Origin of the sequence: Alloalcanivorax profundimaris (assembly GCF_015265435.1) — a bacterium.
GTDB classification, from domain to species: Bacteria; Pseudomonadota; Gammaproteobacteria; order Pseudomonadales; family Alcanivoracaceae; genus Alloalcanivorax; species Alloalcanivorax profundimaris.
Window position 1 is genome coordinate 303,729 of record NZ_JABJWH010000020.1, and the last position, 23,832, is coordinate 327,560.

At 65.2% G+C, this 23,832-nt stretch carries 23 protein-coding genes and 1 tRNA gene; 3 read left to right on the forward strand and 21 right to left on the reverse strand.

From position 1 onward, the window contains the following. Positions 1–40: 40 nt before the first annotated feature. Both HMJ39_RS11800 and HMJ39_RS11805 read left to right on the forward strand, forming a co-directional pair. Positions 41–127: transfer RNA gene (locus tag HMJ39_RS11800), tRNA-Leu, on the forward strand. A gap of 108 nt (positions 128–235) precedes the next feature. Next, entirely contained in the window at positions 236–451 is a 216-nt protein-coding gene (locus tag HMJ39_RS11805; RefSeq protein ID WP_194297464.1) for a hypothetical protein, read from the forward strand. 18 nt (positions 452–469) lie between these two features. Here the strand turns inward: HMJ39_RS11805 and HMJ39_RS11810 are convergent, their stop codons facing one another. The 5 genes from HMJ39_RS11810 to HMJ39_RS11830 form a co-directional block, all read right to left on the reverse strand. Beyond that, a complete protein-coding gene (locus tag HMJ39_RS11810; protein WP_194297465.1) occupies positions 470–2,140 on the reverse strand; it encodes a hypothetical protein in 1,671 nt (556 codons plus the stop codon). Positions 2,141–2,212: 72 nt separating this feature from the next. Beyond that, complete coding sequence (locus HMJ39_RS11815; RefSeq protein ID WP_194297466.1) at positions 2,213–4,051, reverse strand: PhoX family protein; 1,839 nt, start codon at positions 4,049–4,051, stop codon at positions 2,213–2,215. Between the two features lie 313 nt (positions 4,052–4,364). Continuing rightward, positions 4,365–4,772 (reverse strand): hypothetical protein, encoded by a 408-nt coding sequence (locus HMJ39_RS11820; protein WP_194297467.1) that lies wholly within the window; start codon positions 4,770–4,772, stop codon positions 4,365–4,367. A 13-nt stretch (positions 4,773–4,785) separates the two neighbouring features. Then, on the reverse strand, positions 4,786–5,838 hold the full coding sequence (locus tag HMJ39_RS11825) for a hypothetical protein (RefSeq protein ID WP_194297468.1): 1,053 nt from the start codon (positions 5,836–5,838) through the stop codon (positions 4,786–4,788). Next, the gene (locus HMJ39_RS11830) at positions 5,831–6,145 is read right to left on the reverse strand and encodes a hypothetical protein (protein ID WP_194297469.1); all 315 of its coding nucleotides are present in this window, start codon (positions 6,143–6,145) and stop codon (positions 5,831–5,833) included. Before HMJ39_RS11830 ends, HMJ39_RS11825 begins: the two co-directional genes overlap by 8 nt. Positions 6,146–6,190: 45 nt before the next feature. On the opposite strand from HMJ39_RS11830, the gene HMJ39_RS11835 reads away from it, so the two are divergent. Further along, positions 6,191–6,502 (forward strand): hypothetical protein, encoded by a 312-nt coding sequence (locus HMJ39_RS11835; RefSeq protein ID WP_228462308.1) that lies wholly within the window; start codon positions 6,191–6,193, stop codon positions 6,500–6,502. A 75-nt stretch (positions 6,503–6,577) separates the two neighbouring features. Here HMJ39_RS11835 and HMJ39_RS11840 read toward each other — a convergent pair whose 3' ends face one another. The 16 genes from HMJ39_RS11840 to HMJ39_RS11915 form a co-directional block, all read right to left on the reverse strand. Continuing rightward, positions 6,578–7,870: an adenylosuccinate synthase gene (locus tag HMJ39_RS11840; protein WP_194297470.1), complete on the reverse strand. Its 1,293-nt coding sequence runs from the start codon at positions 7,868–7,870 to the stop codon at positions 6,578–6,580. A 19-nt stretch (positions 7,871–7,889) separates the two neighbouring features. Next, entirely contained in the window at positions 7,890–9,068 is a 1,179-nt protein-coding gene (locus tag HMJ39_RS11845; protein ID WP_161384567.1) for an ATP phosphoribosyltransferase regulatory subunit, read from the reverse strand. 1 nt (position 9,069) lies between these two features. Then, positions 9,070–9,261, reverse strand: a complete 192-nt coding sequence (locus tag HMJ39_RS11850; RefSeq protein WP_161384568.1) for a DUF2065 family protein — start codon at positions 9,259–9,261, stop codon at positions 9,070–9,072. Positions 9,262–9,316: 55 nt separating this feature from the next. Beyond that, a complete protein-coding gene (locus HMJ39_RS11855; RefSeq protein ID WP_194297471.1) occupies positions 9,317–9,478 on the reverse strand; it encodes a hypothetical protein in 162 nt (53 codons plus the stop codon). A gap of 94 nt (positions 9,479–9,572) precedes the next feature. After that, entirely contained in the window at positions 9,573–10,301 is a 729-nt protein-coding gene (locus HMJ39_RS11860; RefSeq protein WP_194297472.1) for a response regulator transcription factor, read from the reverse strand. Between the two features lie 296 nt (positions 10,302–10,597). Then, a complete protein-coding gene (locus tag HMJ39_RS11865; RefSeq protein WP_194297473.1) occupies positions 10,598–11,332 on the reverse strand; it encodes a response regulator transcription factor in 735 nt (244 codons plus the stop codon). Continuing rightward, on the reverse strand, positions 11,329–13,071 hold the full coding sequence (locus HMJ39_RS11870; protein WP_194297474.1) for a hybrid sensor histidine kinase/response regulator: 1,743 nt from the start codon (positions 13,069–13,071) through the stop codon (positions 11,329–11,331). Before HMJ39_RS11870 ends, HMJ39_RS11865 begins: the two co-directional genes overlap by 4 nt. 301 nt (positions 13,072–13,372) lie before the next feature. After that, on the reverse strand, positions 13,373–14,446 hold the full coding sequence (gene hflC / locus HMJ39_RS11875; protein ID WP_161384573.1) for a protease modulator HflC: 1,074 nt from the start codon (positions 14,444–14,446) through the stop codon (positions 13,373–13,375). Beyond that, positions 14,446–15,636 (reverse strand): FtsH protease activity modulator HflK, encoded by a 1,191-nt coding sequence (gene hflK, locus HMJ39_RS11880; RefSeq protein ID WP_161384574.1) that lies wholly within the window; start codon positions 15,634–15,636, stop codon positions 14,446–14,448. The genes hflC and hflK overlap by 1 nt, the downstream gene beginning before the upstream one ends. Before the next feature lie 11 nt (positions 15,637–15,647). Continuing rightward, entirely contained in the window at positions 15,648–17,015 is a 1,368-nt protein-coding gene (gene hflX / locus HMJ39_RS11885; RefSeq protein ID WP_161384575.1) for a ribosome rescue GTPase HflX, read from the reverse strand. Positions 17,016–17,095: 80 nt separating this feature from the next. Next, entirely contained in the window at positions 17,096–17,392 is a 297-nt protein-coding gene (gene hfq, locus HMJ39_RS11890; protein WP_194297475.1) for an RNA chaperone Hfq, read from the reverse strand. Between the two features lie 258 nt (positions 17,393–17,650). Continuing rightward, entirely contained in the window at positions 17,651–18,643 is a 993-nt protein-coding gene (miaA, locus tag HMJ39_RS11895; protein ID WP_194297476.1) for a tRNA (adenosine(37)-N6)-dimethylallyltransferase MiaA, read from the reverse strand. Continuing rightward, a complete protein-coding gene (gene mutL, locus HMJ39_RS11900) occupies positions 18,643–20,502 on the reverse strand; it encodes a DNA mismatch repair endonuclease MutL (protein WP_194297477.1) in 1,860 nt (619 codons plus the stop codon). Before mutL ends, miaA begins: the two co-directional genes overlap by 1 nt. A gap of 17 nt (positions 20,503–20,519) precedes the next feature. Then, positions 20,520–21,863, reverse strand: coding sequence for an N-acetylmuramoyl-L-alanine amidase (locus HMJ39_RS11905; RefSeq protein ID WP_194297478.1), 1,344 nt, complete (start codon positions 21,861–21,863; stop codon positions 20,520–20,522). Next, entirely contained in the window at positions 21,850–22,284 is a 435-nt protein-coding gene (tsaE, locus tag HMJ39_RS11910; protein WP_194297479.1) for a tRNA (adenosine(37)-N6)-threonylcarbamoyltransferase complex ATPase subunit type 1 TsaE, read from the reverse strand. The genes HMJ39_RS11905 and tsaE overlap by 14 nt, the downstream gene beginning before the upstream one ends. Then, positions 22,274–23,764, reverse strand: coding sequence for an NAD(P)H-hydrate dehydratase (locus HMJ39_RS11915; protein WP_194297480.1), 1,491 nt, complete (start codon positions 23,762–23,764; stop codon positions 22,274–22,276). The genes tsaE and HMJ39_RS11915 overlap by 11 nt, the downstream gene beginning before the upstream one ends. Positions 23,765–23,832: the final 68 nt, after the last annotated feature.

The window sequence follows — 23,832 nt, forward strand, 5'->3', positions numbered from 1 at the left end:
CGCTTTCGCGATGAAGCGTTCTCAGAACGCGATGCGATTGGCCGAGGTGGCGAAATTGGTAGACGCGCTAGCTTCAGGTGCTAGTGGGGGCAACCCCGTGGAGGTTCAAGTCCTCTCCTCGGCACCAATTCAGGATGAGCTCCCGGAGCTCACCGCCAAAAGGGCTCCCTCAGGGAGCCTTTTTTGTTTCCGCCTCCCCGGCGGTCCTCTTCTTCAACGACAAAGGCCTGACACCATGCGCCTTTTTCTCGCCACTCTGGTCCTGGCCATGGGCCTGGGGCTGACGCCCCCCGCCCCCGCCCAGGACAACGGCGCGGTCCACCCGGAAATCCAGAAGGCCAACGCCCAGCGCGAAAAGATCGAGCGCCGCGAGCGTCTGCTGATGCTGTTTCCCGCCGGCGTGCTGGGGCTCACCATCGCTCTGATCGTGATCACACGCCGCAGGAAATAGCCCGCAAAACGGCCACCCTTAACGGTAAGGCACAGGTGCTTTGACGCCGGTCCGCTGCCCCTCGGGGACCTCCTGGTACATATTCTCTCGGGGCGCCAACACCGCGTCCCGACCTCTGATGTAGCTCTGTTCCTCGACGATTGCCCGGTACGCCTTGTTCAGATCCAGGGCGCGGCGTTTGGAAGGCAGAATCAGTGTGGTGATGTCGCGCTCAAGCGCGGCGAGCTGGTCCGGCTTCAGGTCACCCTGAGCATCAAAGAAGCGGGCGCGCACCTCGCTGTTGGCTCGGTACTCGTCGGCGTTGCCCACCTGTTCGAGGTAAAAGGCGTATTCGCCGCTGCCGTCTTCACGCCTGGGTTCCGGCGTGCCCGCCAGGCTCTTCTGGTCCCAGTGGTACCAGCCGCGCTGGAAGCTGTCGGCGGCGTTCAGCTTGCGGGCCATGGCGAAGGTGCCGTCGGTGGTGGCGCCGATGGCGCCGTGGCAGCCGGCGCAGGTCGCCAGTTCCTCGTAGGATTGCGGTCTTAGCTCGCCTTCCTTGTCTTCGATAAAGCCGCTGTAACGCCAGCCACGCCGATTGCTGACACCCACTTCGATGTCACCGACCACCGGCTCCAGCCGGTCGGGGAAGTCGTGGGCGTCCTTGATTTCCTCGAACACCAGGGCCCGGTGCTGGTAATAAGTGGTCCAGCTGGTTTTGCGGGCGTAGCGCAGCTCCTTCATGCGTGGCGCCATGGCGACCCGGCCCTGCCCGTCGATATCCAGATAACGCACCGTGTGCAGAAACTCGGTGCCGAGCGGATACAGCCCGGCGGACAAGGGGGCGTCGCCACTCTCCTGAGCCAACCGGGCCTGGCCGACATAGTGCATGAACCGCTTTTCCAATGGCGCCCAGTCGTAGGTGACCATAGTGGCGGTTCCCAACACGCCGTTTTTGTCCAGGTCCACGTTCAGCGCGGTTTCGTCCACCGGGTCGATGGCCACGTCCTGGCGTTTGATCAGCGCCTCGACAATGGCCAGGTTAACCCGGTACACGGTCAGGTCGGGCTGTCCGGCTTCATTGCTGCGGTAGCGTTCCGGCAGGCGGATCAGCACGTCGTCGGTGGAGCCGTTGGTGGGGAAAAAGGTGCCGGGAAACGGTGTATAGGCGAGCGCCCGCCAGCCGGTCAAGGCGCCGCTGGCATCGTGGTCGAAGCCCTGGTCGTCGAAGTGAAAGCCCACGTCCGGCACGTAGCCGTCCCAGCGGCCATTGCGGTTGCCGTCCCAGTGATCGGGCAGGCGTTCGCTGAGGGTGGTGGCCAACGGCACGGTGCCGTTCGCGTCCCGATAGTTGTTCTCACGGACGTAGTCGAGAATCGCCTGGTCGTCCATGGCGGCCAGATAGGCACCGCGATCCTTGAACTGGTTCTCCCATCGGTTGATGCGCGCCGGGGCGGCGAAGTCGTAGGCCAACTGCAGGTCGAGATCGTTGGTGAAGTTGGGCTCCCGGCTTTCCGTGTGGCAGGCGTAGCAGGGGTTGCTGGCCTCGCCACCGGGGTTTTCCGTTTTGGTATAGCACTGGGGCGGGGTGATCGCGGCCGGGTTGGAGAGGTACAACCGCCCGAGATTTTCCTGTTCCGCGGCGGTACTGTCGCCGCACCCGCTCAGGAGACATACCAAAACGGCCAGAGCGGCCAGAAAGAAGTTTCGCATGGTTTACTCAACGTGGTTCGCCGGTATGAAAAAGCCGGGGCGAAGGCCCCGGCCGTGGTTCCGCGATAACGCTTACTGATCCATTGCCGGGAACGGCCCGACGTAGCCGGTGTAGGCGCGGTGATCCAGGGAGCCATCCGGTATCCGATCTTTCGGTGCCGTATCGGAAGAGTCATTCTCACCGTACGGGTGCTGAATCACGCTCATCAGGTAGCCGAATCCGTTGATGTTCGGGTACCAGTACAGGGAGGTGGATTCGGACCCGTAGGGAGTAGTCTGAATCCGGGTCAGGCCGGCGGTCTGATCCTCGGCGGAGACCTTGGCCAGATCCAACGCCCAGACCACATCATTCTGGTGGCCGGAGCCGGTATCTTCACCAATCATCAGCGTGTTGTAGCCAGTGATGAAGGTGATGTTGTCCGGGCTGGCGATACCGTCCTTGTCGCAGGTGTAGCTGGCGTAGGGGCTGTCTTCGCCATATTGATCGGTGGGAATGCCAGCGATCAGACCGTGCATGTTGGTGGCGACAAAATCGGAACCGATGTCCGCGTCACTCCCCATTGCCAGTTGGTAAACGCCACCACAGCTATTGGCCTCTTCAAGGCGGATGTGATTGGCACTGGCCAGATCACGGCTGCCGTTGTCGAGCATGCCGCTGCCCACGTCACTCATCGCCACGTAAAGATGATTACCCTTGGGATCAAAGGTGATGCCCTCTTCCTTTCGGAACTCGGTGGTGGCACCTTGCATGGCGGCGTAACGGCGCGCTTCCATGCGGGAGGCGGCCTGCTCCATGCCGTCGTTGACCTTTAAGCACTCCAGGTCGCCGCCATTGGCTTTAATGGCGGTGAAGCCGTCGGCGCAGGTGTCACCGGTAGCGGTGCCGGTGGTGAAAATGTCATCGAAAGTCAGGGCGCCCGCGCCTTCCAGATAGGGAGCAATGTCATCATCGCTGGCGTGGCCCAGGCTGATCCACTCCAGATCGGCGCTGCCAAGGCCCGCACCGGAGGTCTGGTTCCACTTGGCCGCGTACAGGGTGCCGGCGCTCAGGTCGCCGGCGGTGTCGGCGATGAACATGTAGAACCCCACGTTGGTGCCGTCATCACTCATGTAGACGGTTTTTTCATCGGGCATCACGTAAGACAACTCGAAGGCCAGCCGGCCCATGGCGTAGTGCTTGGTGAGGTCGGTGGAGGGGTCCGCATCGCCTTCCGCATTCACTTTCACCTCGATGTTCCAGCCCCACCAGTAGGGGTTGATCACGGAGGTATCGCCGCCGAAATAGGACGCCATACGATCAGCACTGCCGGGTGAGGCCGCATCCGGCTCGTATTCTTCACTGGCCAGATGCGTGTTCCAGGGAGTCACCGAGGCAGCGCAATGAGTCCAGCCGCCGTTTACGTCGGACTGGTCGATCTGCCACAGCTGCTTCGGCGTAAGCAGACCGTTCTTCTTGTTCTGATCCAGCTCAATCAGGAACATCGCCCCAGGGGCCGTTTCCATCTGCGAGACCGAGAACAGACGATCACCAATCGGCAACAGCGAGGTGTGTTCGTTGGAATCGGTAATCTGCGGATAACCGTCACCGTCGTACAGCGTCTGGCCAACCTGATCCACTAACTGCCCGAAGACCACATTGTTATTCACGGAATCGCCGGAACGCAGCAGGGTGTGGTAGCCGATATCGTAGGACTGGCCATTGATGGTGGCGGACGATGCTGCCAGCACCTGGCGCTTCTCCAGATCCGAGGCGGGCGCCTCCACCCCTTCGAAGGAAAGCGTGCGCGCGCTGGAGCCGCCGTCGTTGCCGCCGTCGTTGTCTGAATCACCGCCGCAGGCGCTCAGCAAAGCAATACCCAACATGACGGTACCGATCTTCACCGCCAGGGGCGTTTTGGTAAAAGGAATCATTGGTAGTCTCCCACATAAACAGTCGTTATCCGTGGGAGGAGTTAAACCAAGAATTGTGACAAAAAGGTCTCCGTTGTAAGAATTTTTATATGACAAAAAGGCATAATTGGCGCACCGCCACAAACGAAACGGCCCCGAGCACCAGCTTCAGAGGGTACGTAGAGGCTCCTGGATCGCCAGTCAAAACCCCCAATGGCATTTATTTCCACGAAAGCAAAGGGCGGCCGTATACGGAATCCAACGGAAACACGGCCACCCACCACATTCCAAGTAGAAAATCCTTTTTTGCTTACCGACTTATATAAATATAATTTCAGGCGCCGGAAGTGAAAGATAGACCCTCGACCTCGCAAGAAACTGTCTCTAGAGCCCCCGAGTCCCATTGTTCATCAACGCGCACCTTCACACTAATAACGGAGAGCTTATCATTCATGAGGGCATTGACCAGAAAGGCATAAACCATATCCGCGGACCTCAGACTCTCATTGTTAAATGTTATCAGCCCGGTGCCACCGTTTACTGATTTACAGGAAAAGCCTTCCACATTGGAATTGAAATCGACCGTAAAAGTACCATCCATTCCCTGCTCTGACACAGAAAGAATATTCTCCCCGGCAAGGTCTTCATAATAAGTATGATCTCCATCCGGCGCGTCCGCTGCCACCAACCCTGAAACCATAATAGAAACAACTAGAAAAAACCCATTGAAAATTTTCATCATCAACACCCTCTTATCAGTAACCCATCACTGCCGTATACATTGCAGCGCTATATCCATTAGCCTTCCTGAGCTCGGCAGTCTCATTTTTTCTACCATAAACCATTAAATGTGCCAGAAGTGCCTCGGCATCCTCATTACGATATGCTGAATAGATATTCGGCATTAACATAAAGAAACCTTCCGACGATATTATAGATGACACCTGAACACCACTGAGCGCACTCAATTCCGGGACAAGAAAAACCTGTCTACCACCCAACCTTGAAGAAAAATCATATTGCATGGGACCATTTTTAATATCCTCAAGATAGTCAATAATCCTATCTTCGACCTCATCCGCCACGTAATCGCCCCCAACTTCAGCCAGACCGATTTCAGTCAAAAAACCAGCTATCGGTGCTCCGAATATGGCTCCCACAACCGCCCCGACACCTCCATGCGCATCAATATCAGCATCTATATCGGGGTCACCATAAGAATCTATGTTGACGCGGAGAACCCCAGAAGGCTCTATGACGATCTCAGTTCGTCCAGACTGGGACACTCCCTTCGGCACAATAGAAGGATTTATATTAATTACTGCATACACGGAGGCGTTCAAGGGCAAGTCAGGCATATCAAGGTTGACCTTGACCTTGTCATAACGCACGCACTTCCCCAATATTGAGGTACTTGGCCTAAAAGTCGCACTCCCATCAAATCGCAGACTTCCATCGACATTAAGGCCAACCCGAACCGGCTCATCCAAAGCCTCATACATCAGCCAGAAATCCGAACCATTCCCAATAAACGCTCGCGCATTGACATACCAGGAATGCTTTGTTGACCCACAGTGATGCTTTCCACCCGAAAAAGACTTGTAGAAAAGAACCCCGCCATCAGCAAACAGCACCCCCCTATCCCTTAGAGAGACCAAGTAATCCGACCATAGATACTGAGAGATATCCCCATAAGGCTTGGACATCAGAAAATTCGACATCTCACCCACGGTTATATTTACCGTCCGCGAATGCACATTGCCTGCCCAGAGGAAAAGCACCAAGAGGAAAATTATTCTCCTATTCATCCGCAATAACCTCCATGCTATACAACTGCCCATCGTCGCATACCTGCTCTTCGTTACTGTAAACGATACTCACAGGTTTATTTTCAAAAAAGGCATTTGTAGCCTCATACACAGAGGAGGAATCGAGGATATTTTCAGGGAAATAAAACTCCAGTGATTGCCCCAGACATGGTGCGGATAGCGAATTGCCGATAATGTAAAACCCCGCCCCTGAATCATATAATTCCACAATTTTGATCTTTATACTTTCAGCCCACAACGAGCCACAAAACGCCATAAAAATAAAGAACACCAATCCCCTGATCATCTCTCGCAACCTCCCCGTAACGACAACCTCCATGATTTTGGTTTATTGTTAAGAAATCATTTCATAAATCAAAAAAAGCAGCTTTATCGTGAAGGTAATTATGAATTTCACATTAAACCCCGGACAGGAAAGAGTGGCCTCTACGATCTGATCACGCCCAGCCGTGAACGGGCCCTGGCCCTGAATAAGGCCTACAAGCTGATCGTCGAGGAGCAGAGCTTCCTGTACGGCCGGGATGCCACCCTGAAGCCGGCGGAGAACGTGTTCCGGCATATCAATCCGGAAGAGATAGAACCGCTCAAGCCGGAGAAGCGCATCGACGCCTATGACATACGGTTGGATTGGTCGGAGAAATAGAGAGGGAATATCGCGACTGAAGTCGCTCCTACATCGAATGATGGTGTAGGAGCGACTTCAGTCGCGATAAGGCGCTTACCCGAACGGGTGGCGCTTGATGATGGTCTCGGCCCGGTCCGGGCCGGTGGAGATGATGTCGATGGGGGCGCCGGTCACTTCCTCGATGCGCTTGAGGTAGGCCAGGGCGTTGTCCGGCAGGCCATCCAGGGACTTGATGCCGATGGTGGATTCCTGCCAGCCCGGCAGCGATTCGTACACCGGCGTCACTTCCGCGTAGCTGTCCGCGTCCCAGGCGCACTCCAGAGTCTCGCCGTCCGGGCCCTTGTAACCCACGCAGATGTTCACCTCTTCCAGACCGTCGAGCACGTCCAGCTTGGTCAGGCACAGGCCGCTGATCGAGTTGATCTGGATGGCCCGTTTCAGGGCGATGGCGTCGAACCAGCCACAGCGGCGGGCGCGGCCGGTGGTGGCACCGAATTCACGGCCCTTTTCCGCCAGGTGCCGGCCGGTTTCATCGAACAGCTCGGTGGGGAAGGGACCGCCGCCGACGCGGGTGGTGTAGGCCTTGGTGATGCCCAGCACATAATCCAGATAGAGCGGCCCGAAACCGGTGCCGGTGGCGGTGCCGCCGGCGGTGGTGTTGGAGCTGGTCACGTAGGGATAGGTGCCGTGATCAATGTCCAGCAGAGTGCCCTGGGCGCCCTCGAACATGATGTTCTCACCCTTCTCACGGGCACCGTGCAGGCGGGCGGTGACGTCGCACACCATGGCGCGGATTTCCTCGGCCTGGGCCAGGGTCTCATCCAGGGTTTGCTGGAAATCCACCGGCTCGGCGTTGTAGAAGCTGCGCAGGATGAAGTTATGGTAGTCCATCACTTCGCCGAGCTTGGCGGCGAAGCGCTCGCGGTGGAACACATCGCCCAGGCGCACGCCACGGCGCGCCACCTTGTCCTCGTAGGCGGGGCCGATGCCGCGCCCGGTGGTGCCGATCTTCTGGGCGCCACGGGCCACTTCCCGGGCCTGGTCCAGGGCCACGTGCACCGGCAGGATCAGCGGGCAGGCGGAGGACAGCCGCAGGCGCTCGCGCACCGGCACGCCCTTCTCCTCAAGGCCCCGGATTTCGTTGAGCAGGGCCTCCAGCGACAGCACCACGCCGTTGCCGATCAGGCACTGGACGTTTTCGCGCAGGATGCCGGAGGGAATCAGATGCAGGACGGTTTTCTCACCGTCGATCACCAGGGTGTGGCCGGCGTTGTGGCCGCCCTGGAAGCGGGCCACATAGGCGGCCTGGTCGGTGAGCAGATCGACGATCTTGCCCTTGCCTTCATCACCCCATTGGGTACCGAGAATTACGACGTTCTTGCCCATGGCTGTTCGCTTTGGCCTGTCAGGAGGAAATGGGTTGGAGGGTCCAGCCGCCGTCGGCGGCCACCAGTTCGCGGTCGCAGCCGAGTTCGGCCGGATCGTTGTCGGCGCCGTCCAGCGCCAGCAGAACACGCTCGCCGTCGGCGCGCAGGCGCGCCACGCGGTCGGCGAAGCCGGCGTCGGTGAGCGCGCCCCGGGCGAGGATGCCGCCGCCCCGGGTCACCGGCGCCAGCGACGCCAGTTTTTTCAGGTCGGCGCTGAAACCGGTGGCGGGCCGGGCGCGGCCGAACACCTCGCCGATGTGATCATAGCGGCCGCCCTTGGCCAGCGGCTCGCTGTCGCCGGGCAGGTAGGCGGCGAACACGCAGCCGGTGTGGTAGTGGTAACCGCGCAATTCGCCCAGGTCCAGGTGCACCCGGGCGCCGCGCGCTTCCAGCACGCTCACCAGACGCTCCAGTTCCGCCAGCGCCTCGGTGGCGGCGGGGAAGCTGGCCAGCAGTTCCCGCGCCTGCGGGAACACGCCGGCGTCGCCGTCCAGGAACGGCAGCGCCGCCAGGGCCCGGCGGGCGGCGTCCGGCAGGGCGCGCCCGGCCACGAAGCCTTCCAGCTCGGTGCGTGCCTTGCGCAGGTAGATGTCTTCCAGAGCGGCCTGATCGGCTTCGCTCAGATCGCAGGCGGCCACCAGGGCGCGGAAGATGCCCACGTGCCCCAGGTCGAGCACCACCCGGTCGCCGGCGCCGGCCAGCGCCAGGGTTTCCAGCAGCAGCAGGATCACTTCCAGATCGCTGTCGGCGCCATCATGGCCGAACAGCTCCACGCCCAGCTGATAAGGCAGGCGCGTGCCACCGGCCTGGGGCGGCTTGGCGCGCAGGGCGGTGGAGCAGTAGCACAGCCGGGTGGGGGCGTTGCGGCGCAGGCCGTGGGCATCGATGCGCGCCACCTGGGGCGTCATATCGGCGCGCACGCCCATCAGGCGGCCGCTGAGCTGGTCGGTGATCTTGAAGGTATCCCGCTCCAGATCACGGCCGGCGCCGTTGAGCAGGGATTCCAGGAATTCGATCAGCGGCGGGAATACCAGTTCGTAACCCCAGGACCGGTACAGGTCCAGGGCCCGCCGCCGCAGTTCTTCGATGGCCCGGGCGCGCTCGGGGAGGACTTCCTCGACGCCGTCGGGCAGGAGCCACTGTTCTTCCTGATTCATCCTAGGACCGTGTTAGCAGCAGGAGGCCGGCGCCCAATAGCATGGCCGCCAGCCCGATGAGTCTCAGCACGCGGCTATCCAGGTCGGCCAGTTCCCGCGCCGCCCGGCGCATTCGCGCCGGCGCCAGGAAAAGGGGAATGCCCTCGATGACCAGGACCAGGCACAGCGCCGTGATCAGTACGCTCGCGTCCATCGCACCGCCCGATAGCCACAAAAAAACCGGGTCCCTCGGGCCCGGTTACGGTATTCTAACACGTCCTCCAGAGCACAGACACCTTCGCGGGCGCGGCCTCCTGCGGCGGCCCGGCGCGGGCCGTCTGACCGAGAATCGCCAGCCCCACGACGAAGGCGGCGAGCAGCATCTGCAGCGCGAACAGCCAGGCGGCCCAGCGATGGTGAACCCGTTTCATCCTTTTTCCCCGATCCCGATCAGCGGCCTGCCATGCTAGGCGGCCAAACGGCGGGACACACCCATGGCCCGGTCTCCCCGGGCTCATGGCGAGCTCACCGCCGGCGGCGTGGGCGGTAGGCATCCTCGTTGATCAGGCTGGCGAAACGGTGGGCGCCGGCGCGACTTTCCAGCGGCGGTGGCAGCCCGGTGAAAGCGGCGATCTTGCGCCGCAGGCGGCGCAGCAAGCGGGCCGGCACCGGCCGCTCCCCGGGGCGGGCGTCGCCATTGGCCAGGGCGGCGCTCAGGTCCCGGTCCGGCACCCAGGCGCCGGCGGCGGCCAGCAGCCGCGACAGCAACGCCCGCTCATGGCCGTTAAGGGCGATCTCCCGGTTGTCCGGGGTGCGCAGCAGCCAGCCGTCCTCCGCCAGCCACCAGCCAGCGGAGCGCGGCGGCGCGCCGTCGTCGTCCAGGCCCAGGCGCCGCGCCAGCCGCTCCAGGGTGGCCAGCAGCACATGGATGTCCACCGGTTTGACCAGGTAGGCATCGGCACCCTCGCGCAGCCCCAGCAACTGGTGCTCGTTGCTGCCGTAACCGGACACCATCACCACCGGCACCCGGGTATCCCGGCGCAGCCGGCGGCTGACGGAAAAACCGTCCTCGTCGGGCAGGCCGATATTGAGCACCACCAGGTCGAAGGCGGCGTCCGGGAAGTGCCGCCACAGGGACGCGGCGTCCGGGTAACCCACGGCCCGGAAGCCGCCGGCCACCAGTTCGCGCACCAACAGCGCCCGCATCGGGCCATAGTCCTCGACCACCGCCACGCGGAGCGGGCGCTCAGCCACGACGGCGGCCCCCCGGAGTGACCGGGACCCGCGGCGCTCGCCGGTGGTCACGGCGCTTTCCCAAAAACGGCATAAAGAACGGTCGTCGCCATGACGGCCCCGTGTCTCCGGTTACCGTCCGGCGCGTCCCCAAGGTTGTGTGATCGGAACACCGGCTGGCCCGGCGCACGGAGTCGCGGTTCGCTGTCTGGTTTGCGGGACTCTAGGGAAAAGTGTGATCCGCTTCACCAATCTGGACGTAGCCGCCTGCTCACCACTGACTCACAACCCGATCCTGAACCGTTGCCGCTCTCCGGTCATCCGGGAACGCCGCTCTGCTCGCGCATGTCGTTGACCAGATACCCCACGCCGCGCACCGCCTCCAGGGGCAGGGTCCATTCACTGACCGCGCGGATCTTGCGCCGCAACCGGTAGATCACCATCTCCAGACGGTGCGGATCGAAGTCGTGCACGTCCGGCGTCAGGGCGCCGATCAGCGTCTCCCGGTCGATGGGCCGGCCTTCCGCTTCGATCAGGCAACGCAGCATGTCGCGCTCGTAGGCGGTCAACGTCACGTCCTGCTGATCCGGCGTGCGCAGCTTCCAGCCGTCCGCCACCAGCCGCCACAGGTTTTCCTGGCCCGGGGCCGGCTCGGCCACGGCCGGGGTGTCGAGGGCGCCGCGCAAACGCCGGCCCAGGCTTTCCAGGGTGGCCACCAGCACGCCGTAATCCACCGGTTTGGTGAGGTAGGCGTCGGCGCCGTGGCGCAACCCGCGCACCTGATCGGAGCTGGTGGCGTACCCGGTGAGCATGACGATGCCCACCTGGGAGGCGGTGCGCAGATGCTCCGCCACCGACAGGCCGTCCTCGCCGGGCAGCCCCACGTCCAGCACGATCAGGTCGCAGCGCGACACCGTCAGGTGGCGCCACAGGGCGGTGGCATCGGCGCAGCCCTTGACGTTGAACCCGTTGGCGGCGATTTCATTCACCACCAGCTCCCGTTGTTCCGGGTCGTCCTCGACGACCACCACATCAAGACGTCGTTCGCTCATCCACCCTCTCCTTCTTTGCCTTCTTCCAGCGGCCAAGTGGTCAACATGAATACGTATTGCAACAGCAGTTCCGGCGAGAACGGCTTCGACAGCCGCTCCACGTCCGGGGGCAGTTCCCGGGCCAGGGACGCGGCCTCGGGCAAATAATCGGAAATCAGGATGATCGCCAGCGCCGGGTACAGGGGCCGCAACCGGCGGATCAGCGCCGGGCCGTCCAGGCCGGGCATGCGCAGGTCGGTGACCAGCACATCGGGAATCCGGCCCCGGGCGATCACCCGCCAGGCTTCCTCGCCATCGCGGGCGCCAAGCACCCGGCAGCCGCCCGCCTCCAGGGTGGCGCCCAACATGGCGCGCAGTTCATCGTCGTCGTCCACCAGCAGCACCAGGGGAGAATGGGCGTCGCCGGCGGGGGCCGCCAGGGACCGGTGCGGCAGCAGCAGACGAAAGCGGCTGCCGGCGCCGGGCCGGCTGCGCACCCGTATTTCGCCGCCGGCCTCGTTGATCACCTTGCCCACCACCGCCAGCCCCAGGCCGGTGCCGCTGCTTTGCCCCTTGGTGGTGAAAAAGGGCTCGAAGATGCGCCGCCGCACGCCTTCGTCCATGCCGACACCGGTGTCGCTGAGCTCGATCCCGACCCGGGCCGGGTCATCGTCCAGCCGCACCGACAGCCGGAAGTGACCGCCTTCGGGCATGGCGTCCCGGGCATTGGTGGCCACGTTGAGCACCGCCAGTTCGAACTGGCCGCGGTCGATGCGCACCGGCAGGGCCCGCTCCGGCAGGGTCAGCTCGATGCGCACGCGCGGATCGAACAGCTGCCGCAGCATGCCTTCCAGGCCACGCAGGGCCTCGCAGACGTCGAACACCTCCGGGTGCGCCACGTCCTGGCGGCTGAAATTCAGCAGCTTGCGACTGATCGCGGCGCCCCGGCGCGCGGCGGTTTCCACGCCGGCCAGCGCTTCCAGCATTTCCGCCGGCTCGCTGCGCCGTTCCCGCCACTGGGCGTAGCCCAGGATCACGCCGAGAATGTTGTTGAAATCGTGGGCCACGCCGCCGGCCAGCTGGCCGATGGCCTTGACCTTCTGTACGTGCACCAACTGCTCCATGGTCTGTTCCCGTTCTTCTTTTTCGGCTTTCAGGGAGCGGCGCGCGGCCTCCAGCTCGCGGCGGCGCGCCTCCACGTCGTCGAGGCTGGTGGCGAGCCCGGCCAGGGAGCCGTCGAACACCACCGCCACCACCAGGAAACTGACCAGCATGCCGGCGGCGATTTCCAGGGTCAGGCCCGGGTCGGCGCCGGCGCGCAGTTCATGGCCCACGCCCACCAGCACGCACAGCCAGGTGAACGCCAGCACGCCCCACAGTGCCCGCCGGCCGAACAGCACGCCGGCCAGGGCCAGGGGAAACACATGGGCGATCTGCGCCGGCCCCGGGGCGCGGATACCCGCGAGCAGATACACCATCATGATCATCGCCAGACAGCCGGCGAGAAACAGCCTGGCCGCGAACCGGAAGCGGCCCAGACGGATCAGCAGAAACCCCAACCAGGCGAACGCCGCCACCCAACCGTGAATGGCCAGATAAAATCGCTCCAGGTCCCCCAGCGGGCCGCCCAGTAATCGCGCCGACCAGCAAAGCGGTATCAGGAGGCCGAGAATCAGCAACACCAGTTGCAAGGTCACCACGCCGTGACGATCCCCCTCCCCTGCTGCCCGTTCCAGCCAATACCGCGCTTTTGTGTGCATTCAGCCTTGTTCTCCCTGCGCTGGCGGCACGCGTGGATGGAGGGCCTCGAAGGCCCGCCCGGCGGGGGACTCTCGACTCCTCATTATGCCATTATTTGATTAATGGTAATTCACTCTCAAGCCATCCACCCTAATCGAATCCTCACGTGAGGAATACGATCCGCGAATCCCTATTATTACCATTATTGCACCGCCGTCCCCATTGCCACCTTCGTCGACCCTCCCCGGCAACCGGCCGCGAAGGGAACGGTGGGCAAAAAAAAACCCGCCGGATGGCGGGTTTTTTCATGGCCGTGGCGAATCAGTTTCCGCCCGACTCCTTCATGTACCGGAAGAACTCGCTGTCCGGGGACAGGATCAGCAGATCGTCTTGGGAATTGAAGCTGTCCCGGTAGGCCTTCAGGCTGCGGTAGAAGCGGAAGAACTCCCGGTCCTTGGTGTAGGCGTTGGCGTAGATGCCAGTGGCGCGGGCATCGCCCTCACCACGCATCTTTTGCGCGCCCTCGTAGGCCCGGGCCAGGATCTCGGTGCGCTCACGGTCGGCGGCGGCGCGGATGCGCTCGGCCACTTCGCGGCCCCGGGCACGATGCTCGGCGGCGTCGCGGGCCCGCTCGGCGCGCATGCGGTCGAACACCCGGCCACGAACCTGCTCCGGCCAGTCCACCTGCTTGACGCGCACGTCCACCACTTCGATGCCCAGATCCTCCAGGGTGGCCGCGTTCACTTCCTCGGCCACGGAGTTCATCAGTTCCTCACGCTGGTCGTCCTTCTCCGGCGGCGGGCCACTGCCGGCGTCCGGGTCCTGCTGGGCCGGTGCCGCGTCCTCTTCCCCGGAAGTGGCCGCCTCGGCCTCCTCGGCGGCGGAGGTGGTGCCGTTCATCAGCTCCCCGGTGCTCACCGCGGACGGGTCCAGGGCTTCATCGGGCAGGGCGCCGCCACGACCGGCCACCACTTCCTGCACGGTGCGCGAGGCGAACTGGTTGCGCAGCGCTTCGTTGACGCGCGGATCCAGCAGCTCCCGGGCCCGACGTTCCATGGCCAGGCCGCTGTTGGCGCCGGCGCCGACACTGACGATGTAGCGCTGCACGTCGGCGATGCGCCAGGTCACGAAGGCGTCCACGTTGAGCAGCTTCTTCTCGGCGGTGAGGAACGACTGGGTGGGCACGTCGTGGGTCAGCAGACGGCCGTCCACGCGGATCACCTCGTCGATCAGCGGCACCTTGGGGTAAATCCCCGGCTCGATGTCCGCCTGTTCCACCCGGCTGAAGCGCTTCAGCACGGCCTTCTCGGTTTCATTGACGATGTAGAACGAATCCAGGGCCAGCAGCAACAGCACGCCCACTGCCACCAGCACCAGCCAGCTACGTGTGCTCATCAGCGAATCTCCGTGCGGTTGCTTTGGTACAGGCTGCGCGGCGTCTGGCGGCCGCTGCCGCCGTCATCGGCACCGGCGCTGCCCGGGTCCGAAGCGCCACCGGCGCTGGCGCCGGAACCGCTCTGGGAGCCGCTCTTGCCGGTGCGACCCTTGAGCATCTGGTCAAGGGGCAGATACATCAGGCTGTCACCATTGGGGATGTCCGCCAGCACCTTGCTGGATTTGCTCAGCACCTCGGTGATGCTGTCCAGATAGAGCCGCTGCCGGGTTACTTCCGGAGCCTTGCGGTACTCGGCCACCAGGTCGTTGAAGCGTGCCGCGTCACCCTCGGCTTCCGCCACCACGCGGGCCTTGTAGGCCTCGGCTTCCGCCTCGATGCGGGCGCCTTCACCACGCGCCTGGGGAATCACCGAGTTGTAGTAGGCCTCGGCTTCCTTCTTGAAGCGGTCCTCGTCTTCCTTGGCCTTGGCCACGTCGTCGAAGGCGTCACGCACCGCTTCCGGCGCGGCGGTCTTGTCCAGCACCACCTGGTTGATCACCAAGCCGGTGTTGTAGCGGTCCAGGTAGTCCTGCAGGCGCTCGCGCACCTCCAGGCGGATGTCCTCGCGGCGATCCTTGAGCACGCCGTCCATGGTGGAGCTGCCCACCACGTGACGCAGCGCGGAACTGGTGGCGTGTTCGAGGATGGCTTCCGGGGCACCGACGCGCAGCAGGTAGGCCTGCGGGTCGAGCACCTTGTACTGCACCTCCAGGGTCACCGCCACGATGTTGGTGTCCTCGGTGAGCATCTCCTCGCTGAGCTCGTAGCTGCGGTTCTGGCCCACGTCCACCTTCATGGTCTGCTCGATGATCGGGGCGCGCCAGTTCAGGCCCGGATCCACCATGCGGTTGAATTCGCCGAAGCGCAGCACCACGGCGCGCTGGCTCTGGTCGACCACGTAGAAACCCATCAATACGTAGCCCACCGCCAGGATCACCAGCACCACCGCCAGCAGGCCGCCGGGGAAGCCGCCGGACGACTTCTTGCCGCCGCCACCGCCGCCGCTCTTGCCGCCGAACAGGTTGTTGATGCGATCCTTGAGGTTCTTCAGTGCTTCATCGAGATCCGGTGGGCGCTGATCGCCGCCACCACCGCCACCCCCGCCCCAGGGGTCCCTGGGCTTGTTGCCGCCGGGTTCATTCCAGGCCATTGATTTCTCCGTTATCCCGCTCTATGCGAGCGTCCAGGATTGTAGGAAGGGGTCTCCGCCTCTGCAACCGACGGGTCCGGTACCTTTACCTGCTTCTCGTCCAGTCCCGCCTCCCTCAGCAGGCGCTCGAAGTGCACCCGGTTGACGTGCACCCGCAACAGCATGCCGCCGTCGGTGGCGGCCTGCTCATCCAGCACCTCGCCGGCTTCGTGCAGCCGCGAGCGCAGCTTGCCCGCCCAGGGCGGCAGTCGCAACCAGCGGTCCACCCAGCGGTCGGCGAGGCGTTCGGCGATCGCCTGATTGAGCAGGTCGAAGCCTTCGCCGGTGGTGGCCGACAGCCACACCCGCCAGGGCAGGCCCTGCTCGTCACGCTCCAGGCGCGGACCCTCCTCGAGACGGTCCACTTTGTTATAGACGTGCAGCACCGGCACCTCGTCGGCGCCGATTTCCGCCAGCACCTCGTCCACCGCCGCCACGTTGGCGTCCCGCTCCTCGGCGCTACAGTCAGTCACATGCAGCAACAAGGACGCGTTAACGGTCTCTTCCAGGGTGGCCCGGAAAGCCTGTACCAGGCGGTGCGGCAGGTGGCGGATGAAACCCACGGTGTCGGCCAGGATCGCCGGCCCCACGCCCGGCACCCGCACCTTGCGCAGGGTCGGGTCCAGGGTGGCGAACAGCTGGTCCGCCACGTAGACGTCGCCGGTGGTCAGAGCGTTGAACAGCGTCGACTTGCCGGCGTTGGTGTAGCCCACCAGGGAAATCAGCGGCGTTTCCGAACGGTCCCGGGCACGGCGGCCCTGGGCGCGCTGCTTGCGCACCTTGTCCAGCCGCGTCTGAATCGAGCGGATGCGCTCGCGCAGCAGGCGCCGGTCGGTTTCCAGCTGGGTTTCACCGGGACCGCGCAGGCCGATGCCGCCCTTCTGCCGCTCCAGGTGGGTCCAGCCGCGCACCAGGCGGGTGGACAAATGCTGAAGCTGGGCCAACTCCACCTGCAGACGCCCTTCGTGGGTGCGGGCGCGCTGGGCGAAGATGTCCAGAATCAGGCCGGTGCGGTCCAGCACCCTGCACTTCACCGCGCGCTCCAGGTTGCGTTCCTGGCCAGCGCTCAGGGCGTGGTTGAACAGCACCACGTCGGCATGGTGCTCTCGCACCAGCGCGGCCAGTTCCTCGGCCTTGCCGGAACCGATGAACAGCGCAGGATCGGGCCGGTCGCGCTTGCTCACCATTTCCGCCACGGGCTCCACCCCGGAGGAGGTCACCAAGTGGTGAAACTCGTCCAGGTCCTCGCGCCCCAAGGCGTCGGGCAGTTCCAGGTGCACCAGGACCGCCTTCTCGCCGGCGCCGGTGCGTACCTGTTCGGTACGATCAAACAGATCCATGGGTTCCAGTGTAAAGGACACATAAAGCAAAGCCACGCCGGACGGCGTGGCTTTGGCGGGGGTGGGTCGCGACCGGCGGCTTACTGATTGCCGAAATCGTCACCCATGCCCCCTTGTTGGCCGGCCTGCTGGCCGCCCTGCATGGCCGGGTTGCCGCCTCCGCCGGCGGCACGCGGATTGCGGGCCGGCACCACGGTGGAAATGGCGTGTTTGTAGACCATCTGGCTCACCGCGTTTTTCAGCAGAACCACGTACTGGTCAAAGGACTCAATCTGCCCTTGCAGTTTGATGCCGTTCACCAGGAAGATGGAAACCGGGATGCGTTCCTTTCTCAGCGCATTGAGAAAAGGGTCTTGTAGCGAGTGCCCTTTTGACATGGCAAATCTCCTTACACATTCATAAAAAGTGAGCGCCCAAGCGTTCGGGCAATCATCAGCGCTTACGTCCGGGCTTCGCGAGGCCGGCCATCCATGCCGGTGCCCTCGCGGGCCAAGGACTTCTCTTTGGCAGCCTTCCCAGAAAAAGGTTTCAGCCCCACCCTTCGTAAAGCCCTGCGTCGTCGTGGTCCTCTATGGGGCTTGGTCCCAATAAAAACAAGCCTCGCGGGAGCAAACGCGCCCCCCGGAACCCTCAATTCAACTAAACACGGTTTTACAAACGCCTGCAAGACGGGCAACACACGCCCTGCGACTCTCGTCACGGGCGCCGTCGTACCAGGTCAGGCCGGGCCATTTGCGCAGCCAGGTAAGCTGCCTTTTGGCCAACTGCCGGGTGGCAATAATACCTTTTTCCACCATGGTCATGTAATCCCATTGGCCCTCTAAATAACGCCAAACCTGGCGATAGCCCACCGCCTTGAGGGCGGGCAGGTCGCCGTGCAGGTCGCCCCGGGCGCGCAGGGCCGCCACCTCGTCCACCAGGCCGGCGTCGAGCATGGCGCGGAAACGGGCCTCGATGCGCCGGTGCAGCTCCGCCCGGGGCGGCGCCACCGCCAGGCTGAGCACCGGCCGGGCCAGGCCCGGGAAGCGGTAAAAGCCGTCCGCCAGGGGCTCGGCGCTGGTGTCGTGCTCGCCGTGAAACGCGCTCAGCGGGCGGCCGGTGAGCCGGTACACCTCCAGAGCCCGCTGCAGCCGCTGGCGGTCGGTGGGCTTGAGGCGCGCGGCGCTGGCCGGGTCCACCTCGGCCAGCGCCCGGTGCACCGCCGGCCAGCCGTCGCGCGCCGCCAGGGCGGCGATGTCGGCACGCACCGCCGCGTCCGCCTCCGGCAGCGGCGCCAGCCCCTCCACCAGGGCCTTGAAATACAGCATGGTGCCGCCCACCAGAAGCGGGATCCGGCCGGCGGCGGCGATGGCCTCGATCTCGCCGAGCGCGTCGGCGCGGAAATCCGCCGCCGAGTACGGCTCGGCGGGGTCGCGGAAACCCAGCAGGCGGTGCGGGGCGCGGGCCAGTTCCTGGTCGGAGGGGCGCGCGGCGCCGATGTCCAGACCGCGATAGACCAGGGCGGAGTCCACGTTGATCAGTTCCACCGGCAGGGTTTCGGCGGCCTCGATGGCCAGGTCGGTCTTGCCGGCGGCGGTGGGGCCCATCAGCAGGATCACCGGCAGCGGCGCCCGGGGCGCGGCGCCCATCACTGGCCCCGCATGAACAGGCGGTCCAGTTCCTTGACGCTCATCTGGGTCCAGGTGGGACGGCCGTGGTTGCACTGGCCGGAGCGCTCGGTGGCTTCCATGTCGCGCAGCAGGGCATTCATTTCCGGCACCGTCAGGCGCCGGTTGGCGCGCACGCTGCCGTGGCAGGCCATGGACGACAGCAAGGCGTCGAGCTGCTGCTCGATGCGTTCGCTGGAGCCCTGGGCGAGCAGGTCGGAAAGCACGTCGCGCACCAGGGTTTCGCTGTCCGCGTTGCGCAGCAGCGCCGGCACCTCGCGCACCACCAGGGTTTCCGGCCCGGCCCGTTCCACCAGAAAGCCCAGGCGCTGGAACACCTCCGGCTGCTGCTCGGCGAAGTCCGCCTCCCGGGAAGACACCGCCATGGACACCGGCACCAGCAACGGCTGGCTGCGCACCTTGGCCTCGGCCCAGTCGCGCTTGAGGCGCTCGTAGGTAATCCGTTCATGGGCGGCGTGCATGTCCACCAGCACCATGCCGTGCTCGTTTTCGGCGATGATGAAGATGCCATGCAATTGCGCCACCGCGTAGCCTAGCGGCGGGGTCTGACCCGGCTGTGGCGCGGCGGCGGGCGCGTCGACGTCGGGGGCCCCCACCAGAGCACCATAGGCGCCGGCCTGGCGGGCGCCATCGGCCACCGCCGCGGGCCGCCCCGGCACCGGCCCCGGGTAGCCGCCCCCGCCGCCGAAGCCCCCCGCGCCGCCGAAACCAGCGCCGCCGGTATCCGGGCGCGGCGTGGTCAACGGCATGCTGCCCTGGGTGGGCGCCGGCTGAACCTGATCGGTCAGCGGCACTTCGGCGTGGCCGTCGTCGCCGGGGCGTACCTCGGCGATGGTCCGGTGCAGGGTGCGGAACAGGAAGTCATGCACCATGCGCTGTTCCCGGAAGCGCACCTCGTGCTTGGTGGGGTGCACATTGACGTCCACCAGGGCCGGGTCCACCTCGAAGAACAGCACATAGGCCGGGTGGCGGCCGTGGTAGAGCACGTCGGAGTAGGCCTGGCGCACCGCGTGATTGACCACCTTGTCGCGGATCACCCGGCCGTTGACGTAGAAGTACTGCAGGTCCGCCTGGGAGCGGGAGAAGGTGGGCAGCCCCATCCAGCCGTGCAGGCGCAGCCCGGCGTGCTCGATGTCCACCTCCATGGCCTGCTCCATGAAGGCGCGGCCGCACAGGCGCGCCACCCGGGCGGCGCGCAGGGTGGCGTCGTCGCCGGCGGGCAACTGGTGGATCACCTTCTGATTATGGGTAAGCCTGAAGGCGGTCTGGAATTCGCTCAGGGCGACCCGCCGGAACACCTCTTCCAGGTGGTTGAACTCGGTTTTCTCGGTGCGCAGGAAACGGCGCCGGGCCGGCGTGTTGAAGAACAGGTCGCGCATGGTCACGGTGGTGCCGCGCGGGTGTGCCGCCGGGGCCACGCTGGGCGCCATGTCGCGCCCTTCCACGGAGACCTGCCAGCCCTGGGCCTGGGCGCCGTCATTGCTGGCCAGGGTAAGCCGGGACACCGAGCTGATCGCCGCCAGCGCCTCGCCCCGGAAGCCCAGGGTGCCGATCGCCTCCAGGTCTTCCTGTCTCTGGATCTTGCTGGTGGCGTGCCGAGACAGGGCCAGGGGCAGGTCGTCCTCGCCGATGCCGGTGCCGTCGTCGCGCACCTTGATCAGCTTGATGCCGCCCTGCTCCACGTCCACGGTGATCTGCCGGGCGCCGGCGTCCAGGGCGTTCTCCAGCAGCTCCTTGAGCACCGAGGCCGGGCGCTCCACCACCTCGCCGGCGGCGATCTGGTTGGCGAGCCGGGAATCCAGGCGGTGAATCTTTGCCACGGTGCGGAACCTCTCCGTCAGGACTGGGGGATGACCAGCGTCTGGCCGACGATGATGCGGTCATCCTCGATGTTGTTGGCGGCGCGCAGCGACTGCTCGGTGACCTGATGTCGGCGGGCGATGCCGGACAGGGTGTCGCCGGGCCGGATGCGATACTGGTCGCCGTTCTGGCTGCGCTGGGCGGCGAACCAGCTGCCCGGCGCCGGATGGGTGCGGAAATAGCGCTCCACGCCGGCCTCGATGGAGCGCGCGAGTTTGTCCTGATGGGCGCTGGAACGCAAATTCCGCGCCTCCTCCTTGTTGGAGATGAAGCCGGTTTCCACCAGCACGGACACCATCTCCGGTTCCTTGAGCACCACGAAGGCGGCCTGCTCCACGGTGTCGCGGCCGCCGTGCAGACGGGTGATCTGGCCCATCTCGGCGAGAATCTGGCGGCCCAGGTACAGGCTGTGGGCCATGGAGCCGCTCATGCGCATGTCGGCGAGCACGCTGAGCAGGTTGGAATCGTCCTTCTCCTCCTCGTAGACGCCGGCCACCTTGTCCGATTCGTTGGCCATCTTCGCCAGATAGCGGGCGCGGGCACTGGTGGCGCCCCGGTTGGACAGGGCGAACACGCTGGCGCCGTGGGCGCGCGGGTCGGTGAAGGCGTCGGCGTGAATGGAGATGAACACGTCGGCGTGGTTGTCCTGGCGGGCGATGCGGCGGCGCTCCGCCAGCGGCACATAGTAGTCGCCGTCGCGCACCATCACCGCCTTCATGCCGTCATGGGCGTCGATGCGCGCCTTCAGTTTCTTGGCGATCTGCAGCACCACATCCTTCTCGCGCAGATTGCCCGGGCCCGAGGCCCCCGGGTCCTCGCCGCCGTGGCCGGCGTCGATGGCGACGATCATCTCGCGGGGCTCGCCGGCGGCCGCCTCCGGCTTGTCCACGGTTTTCACCGGCCGCGGGTCCTTGTCGAACAGGTCCACCACCAGCCGCCAGTTGTGCGGCGCCACCGGCTTGAGCAGGTTGGTGCGCGGGCGCACCGCTTCATTGAGGTCGAACACCACCCGGGTCATGTCCGGGTGCTTGCCCACGCGAATGTCCTTGATCGGGCTGTCGCTGACGTCCAGCGACGCCATGTCGAAATCCAGCTCGGTGTCGGGCAGGTCCACCACCACCCGGTCCGGGTCGGCCAGCTTGTCCAGGCTGTGCTCCACCGGCTCGGGCAGGTCGAAGACGATGCGGGTGTGGTCCGGGGCCCGGTGCAGACGCACCGAATCCACGGTCACGGCGGCCGCCGGCACGGTCGCCAGGCAACCCAGCGCCAGCAGGCACAGGACCATCAGTCGGGGCAGGGTCGCTCGCTCAGTGTTGGCCATGGGCCCATTCCAGGTTTGCCTGTCGTCCCCGCCCGTCCACGGTCAGGGTCACGGTAAGATCCGGTTCGGGAATCATGCCCCGGCCCCGGTCGGGCCACTCCAGCACGCACAGGGCCCGTCCGTCAAAATAGTCGCGGATGCCGATCATCTCCAGTTCCTCGGGGTCGCCCAACCGATACAGGTCGAAATGATAGATAGGGACCCCACCCACTTCATAGGGTTCCACCAGGGTATAGGTGGGACTTTTTACCGCGCCCCGGTGGCCAAGCCCTTGCAGCAGGCCGCGCATCAGGGTGGTTTTGCCGGCGCCCAGGTCGCCGCGCAGATAAACGCAGCTGCCCGGCGCCAGGCGGCGGCCCAGGTCGGCGCCCAGCTCCAGGGTGGCGGCTTCGTCGGCCAGATAATGGCGTTCAGTGTTCATTCAACTCCCGGCGCAGGTCCATGAGCAGATCGGTGGCCAGCAGGCCGCGCTCGCCGTCCCGGGCGGCGGCCCGGTCGGCGGCGCGGGCGTGGGCCATGGCGCCCAGGGCGGCGGCCCGGTAGGGCGCCAGTCCCTGGGCACGCAGGGCGGCGATCACGCCGGTGAGCAGGTCCCCCATGCCGCCGCTGCCCATGCCCGGGTTGCCGTCGCTGATCAGCGCGGTGCCTTCGGCGCCGCGCACCAGGGTGCCCAGCCCCTTGAGCAGGGCGGTGCCACCGTAGCGGGCGGCAAGGCTTTCCACCGCCGCGAAGCGGTTCGCCTGGATGGCGCCGGTGTCGCTGCCCAACAGTCGGGCCGCCTCCCCCGGGTGCGGAGTAAGCACCCAGTCGTCGCGGGCGTCCACGCCCCACTCGGCGATCAGGGTCAGGGCGTCGGCGTCCACCACCAGGGGCAGGCCGCTGTCCAGGGCCGCTTCCAGCAGGGCCCGTCCCCAGGCATCACGACCCAGGCCCGGGCCCACCGCCACCACCGTGGCCTGCTCCAGCAGCGGCGCCAGATCCGCCACGCCGTCCACCGCCCGGGCCATGATCTCCGGCTGACGCGCCAGCAGCGGCGCCACGTGCTCGCTCCGAGTGGCCAGGCTGACCAGCCCGGCGCCGGCATGGCCGGCCCCCTGGGCGGTCATCATCGGCGCGCCGCCGAAACCGTGGTCGCCGCCGATCACCAGCACGTGACCGTAGGTTTTCTTGTACCCGTCCGGCGCCCGTCGCGGCAACCAGCGGGCCAGGTCCGCCGGCGCCGGGCGCCACACCGGCGCGGCGATGGCGTCGTGCACCCGGGCCTCCACGCCCAGGTCGTCGAACAGCAGCTCACCGGTGCACACCGGGCCGATCCCGGTGAGCAGGCCCCGGTTCACGCCGATGTAGGTGATCGTGCAGCGGGCACGCAGCACGGCGCCGGTGGAGGCGCCGCTGTCCGCCGCCAGCCCGGAGGGCACGTCCACCGCCAACACCGGCTTGCGCAGATCGTCCAGGGCCTGGATCAGGGCACGCTTGTCCTCGCGCAGGGGGCCGGCCAGGCCGGTGCCGAGCAGGGCGTCCACCAGCACCGGGGCGTCCTCCGGCAGGCAATCCAGGCTCAACGGCCGCATCGGCACCCCGGCATCCCGGGCCCGGCGCGCCATGGTCAGGGCATCGCCGTGCATCTCTTCCACCGGCTTGTCCTGGTACACCACCGGCGCCAGCCCCGCTTCCAGGGCCAGGCGCGCGATCACATAGCCATCGCCGCCGTTGTTGCCGCCGCCGCACAGAATCGCCGGCCGCGACAGATCCGGCCAGTGCTGCACCAGCAGCTCAAAGGCGGCACGGCCGGCCCGTTCCATCAATTGCTCGCCGCTCAGGCCGGCCTCGCCGGCCAGGCGGTCCAGTTCGCGGGTTTGTTCGGCGCTGTAGAGACGGCCGGGTAACGATCTCACGGACATTCGCTGCTATCCTTGGCTCCGTCGTTGCGGTATGCGACCACAGTATACCTGTTCCTATTTTGCGCCGA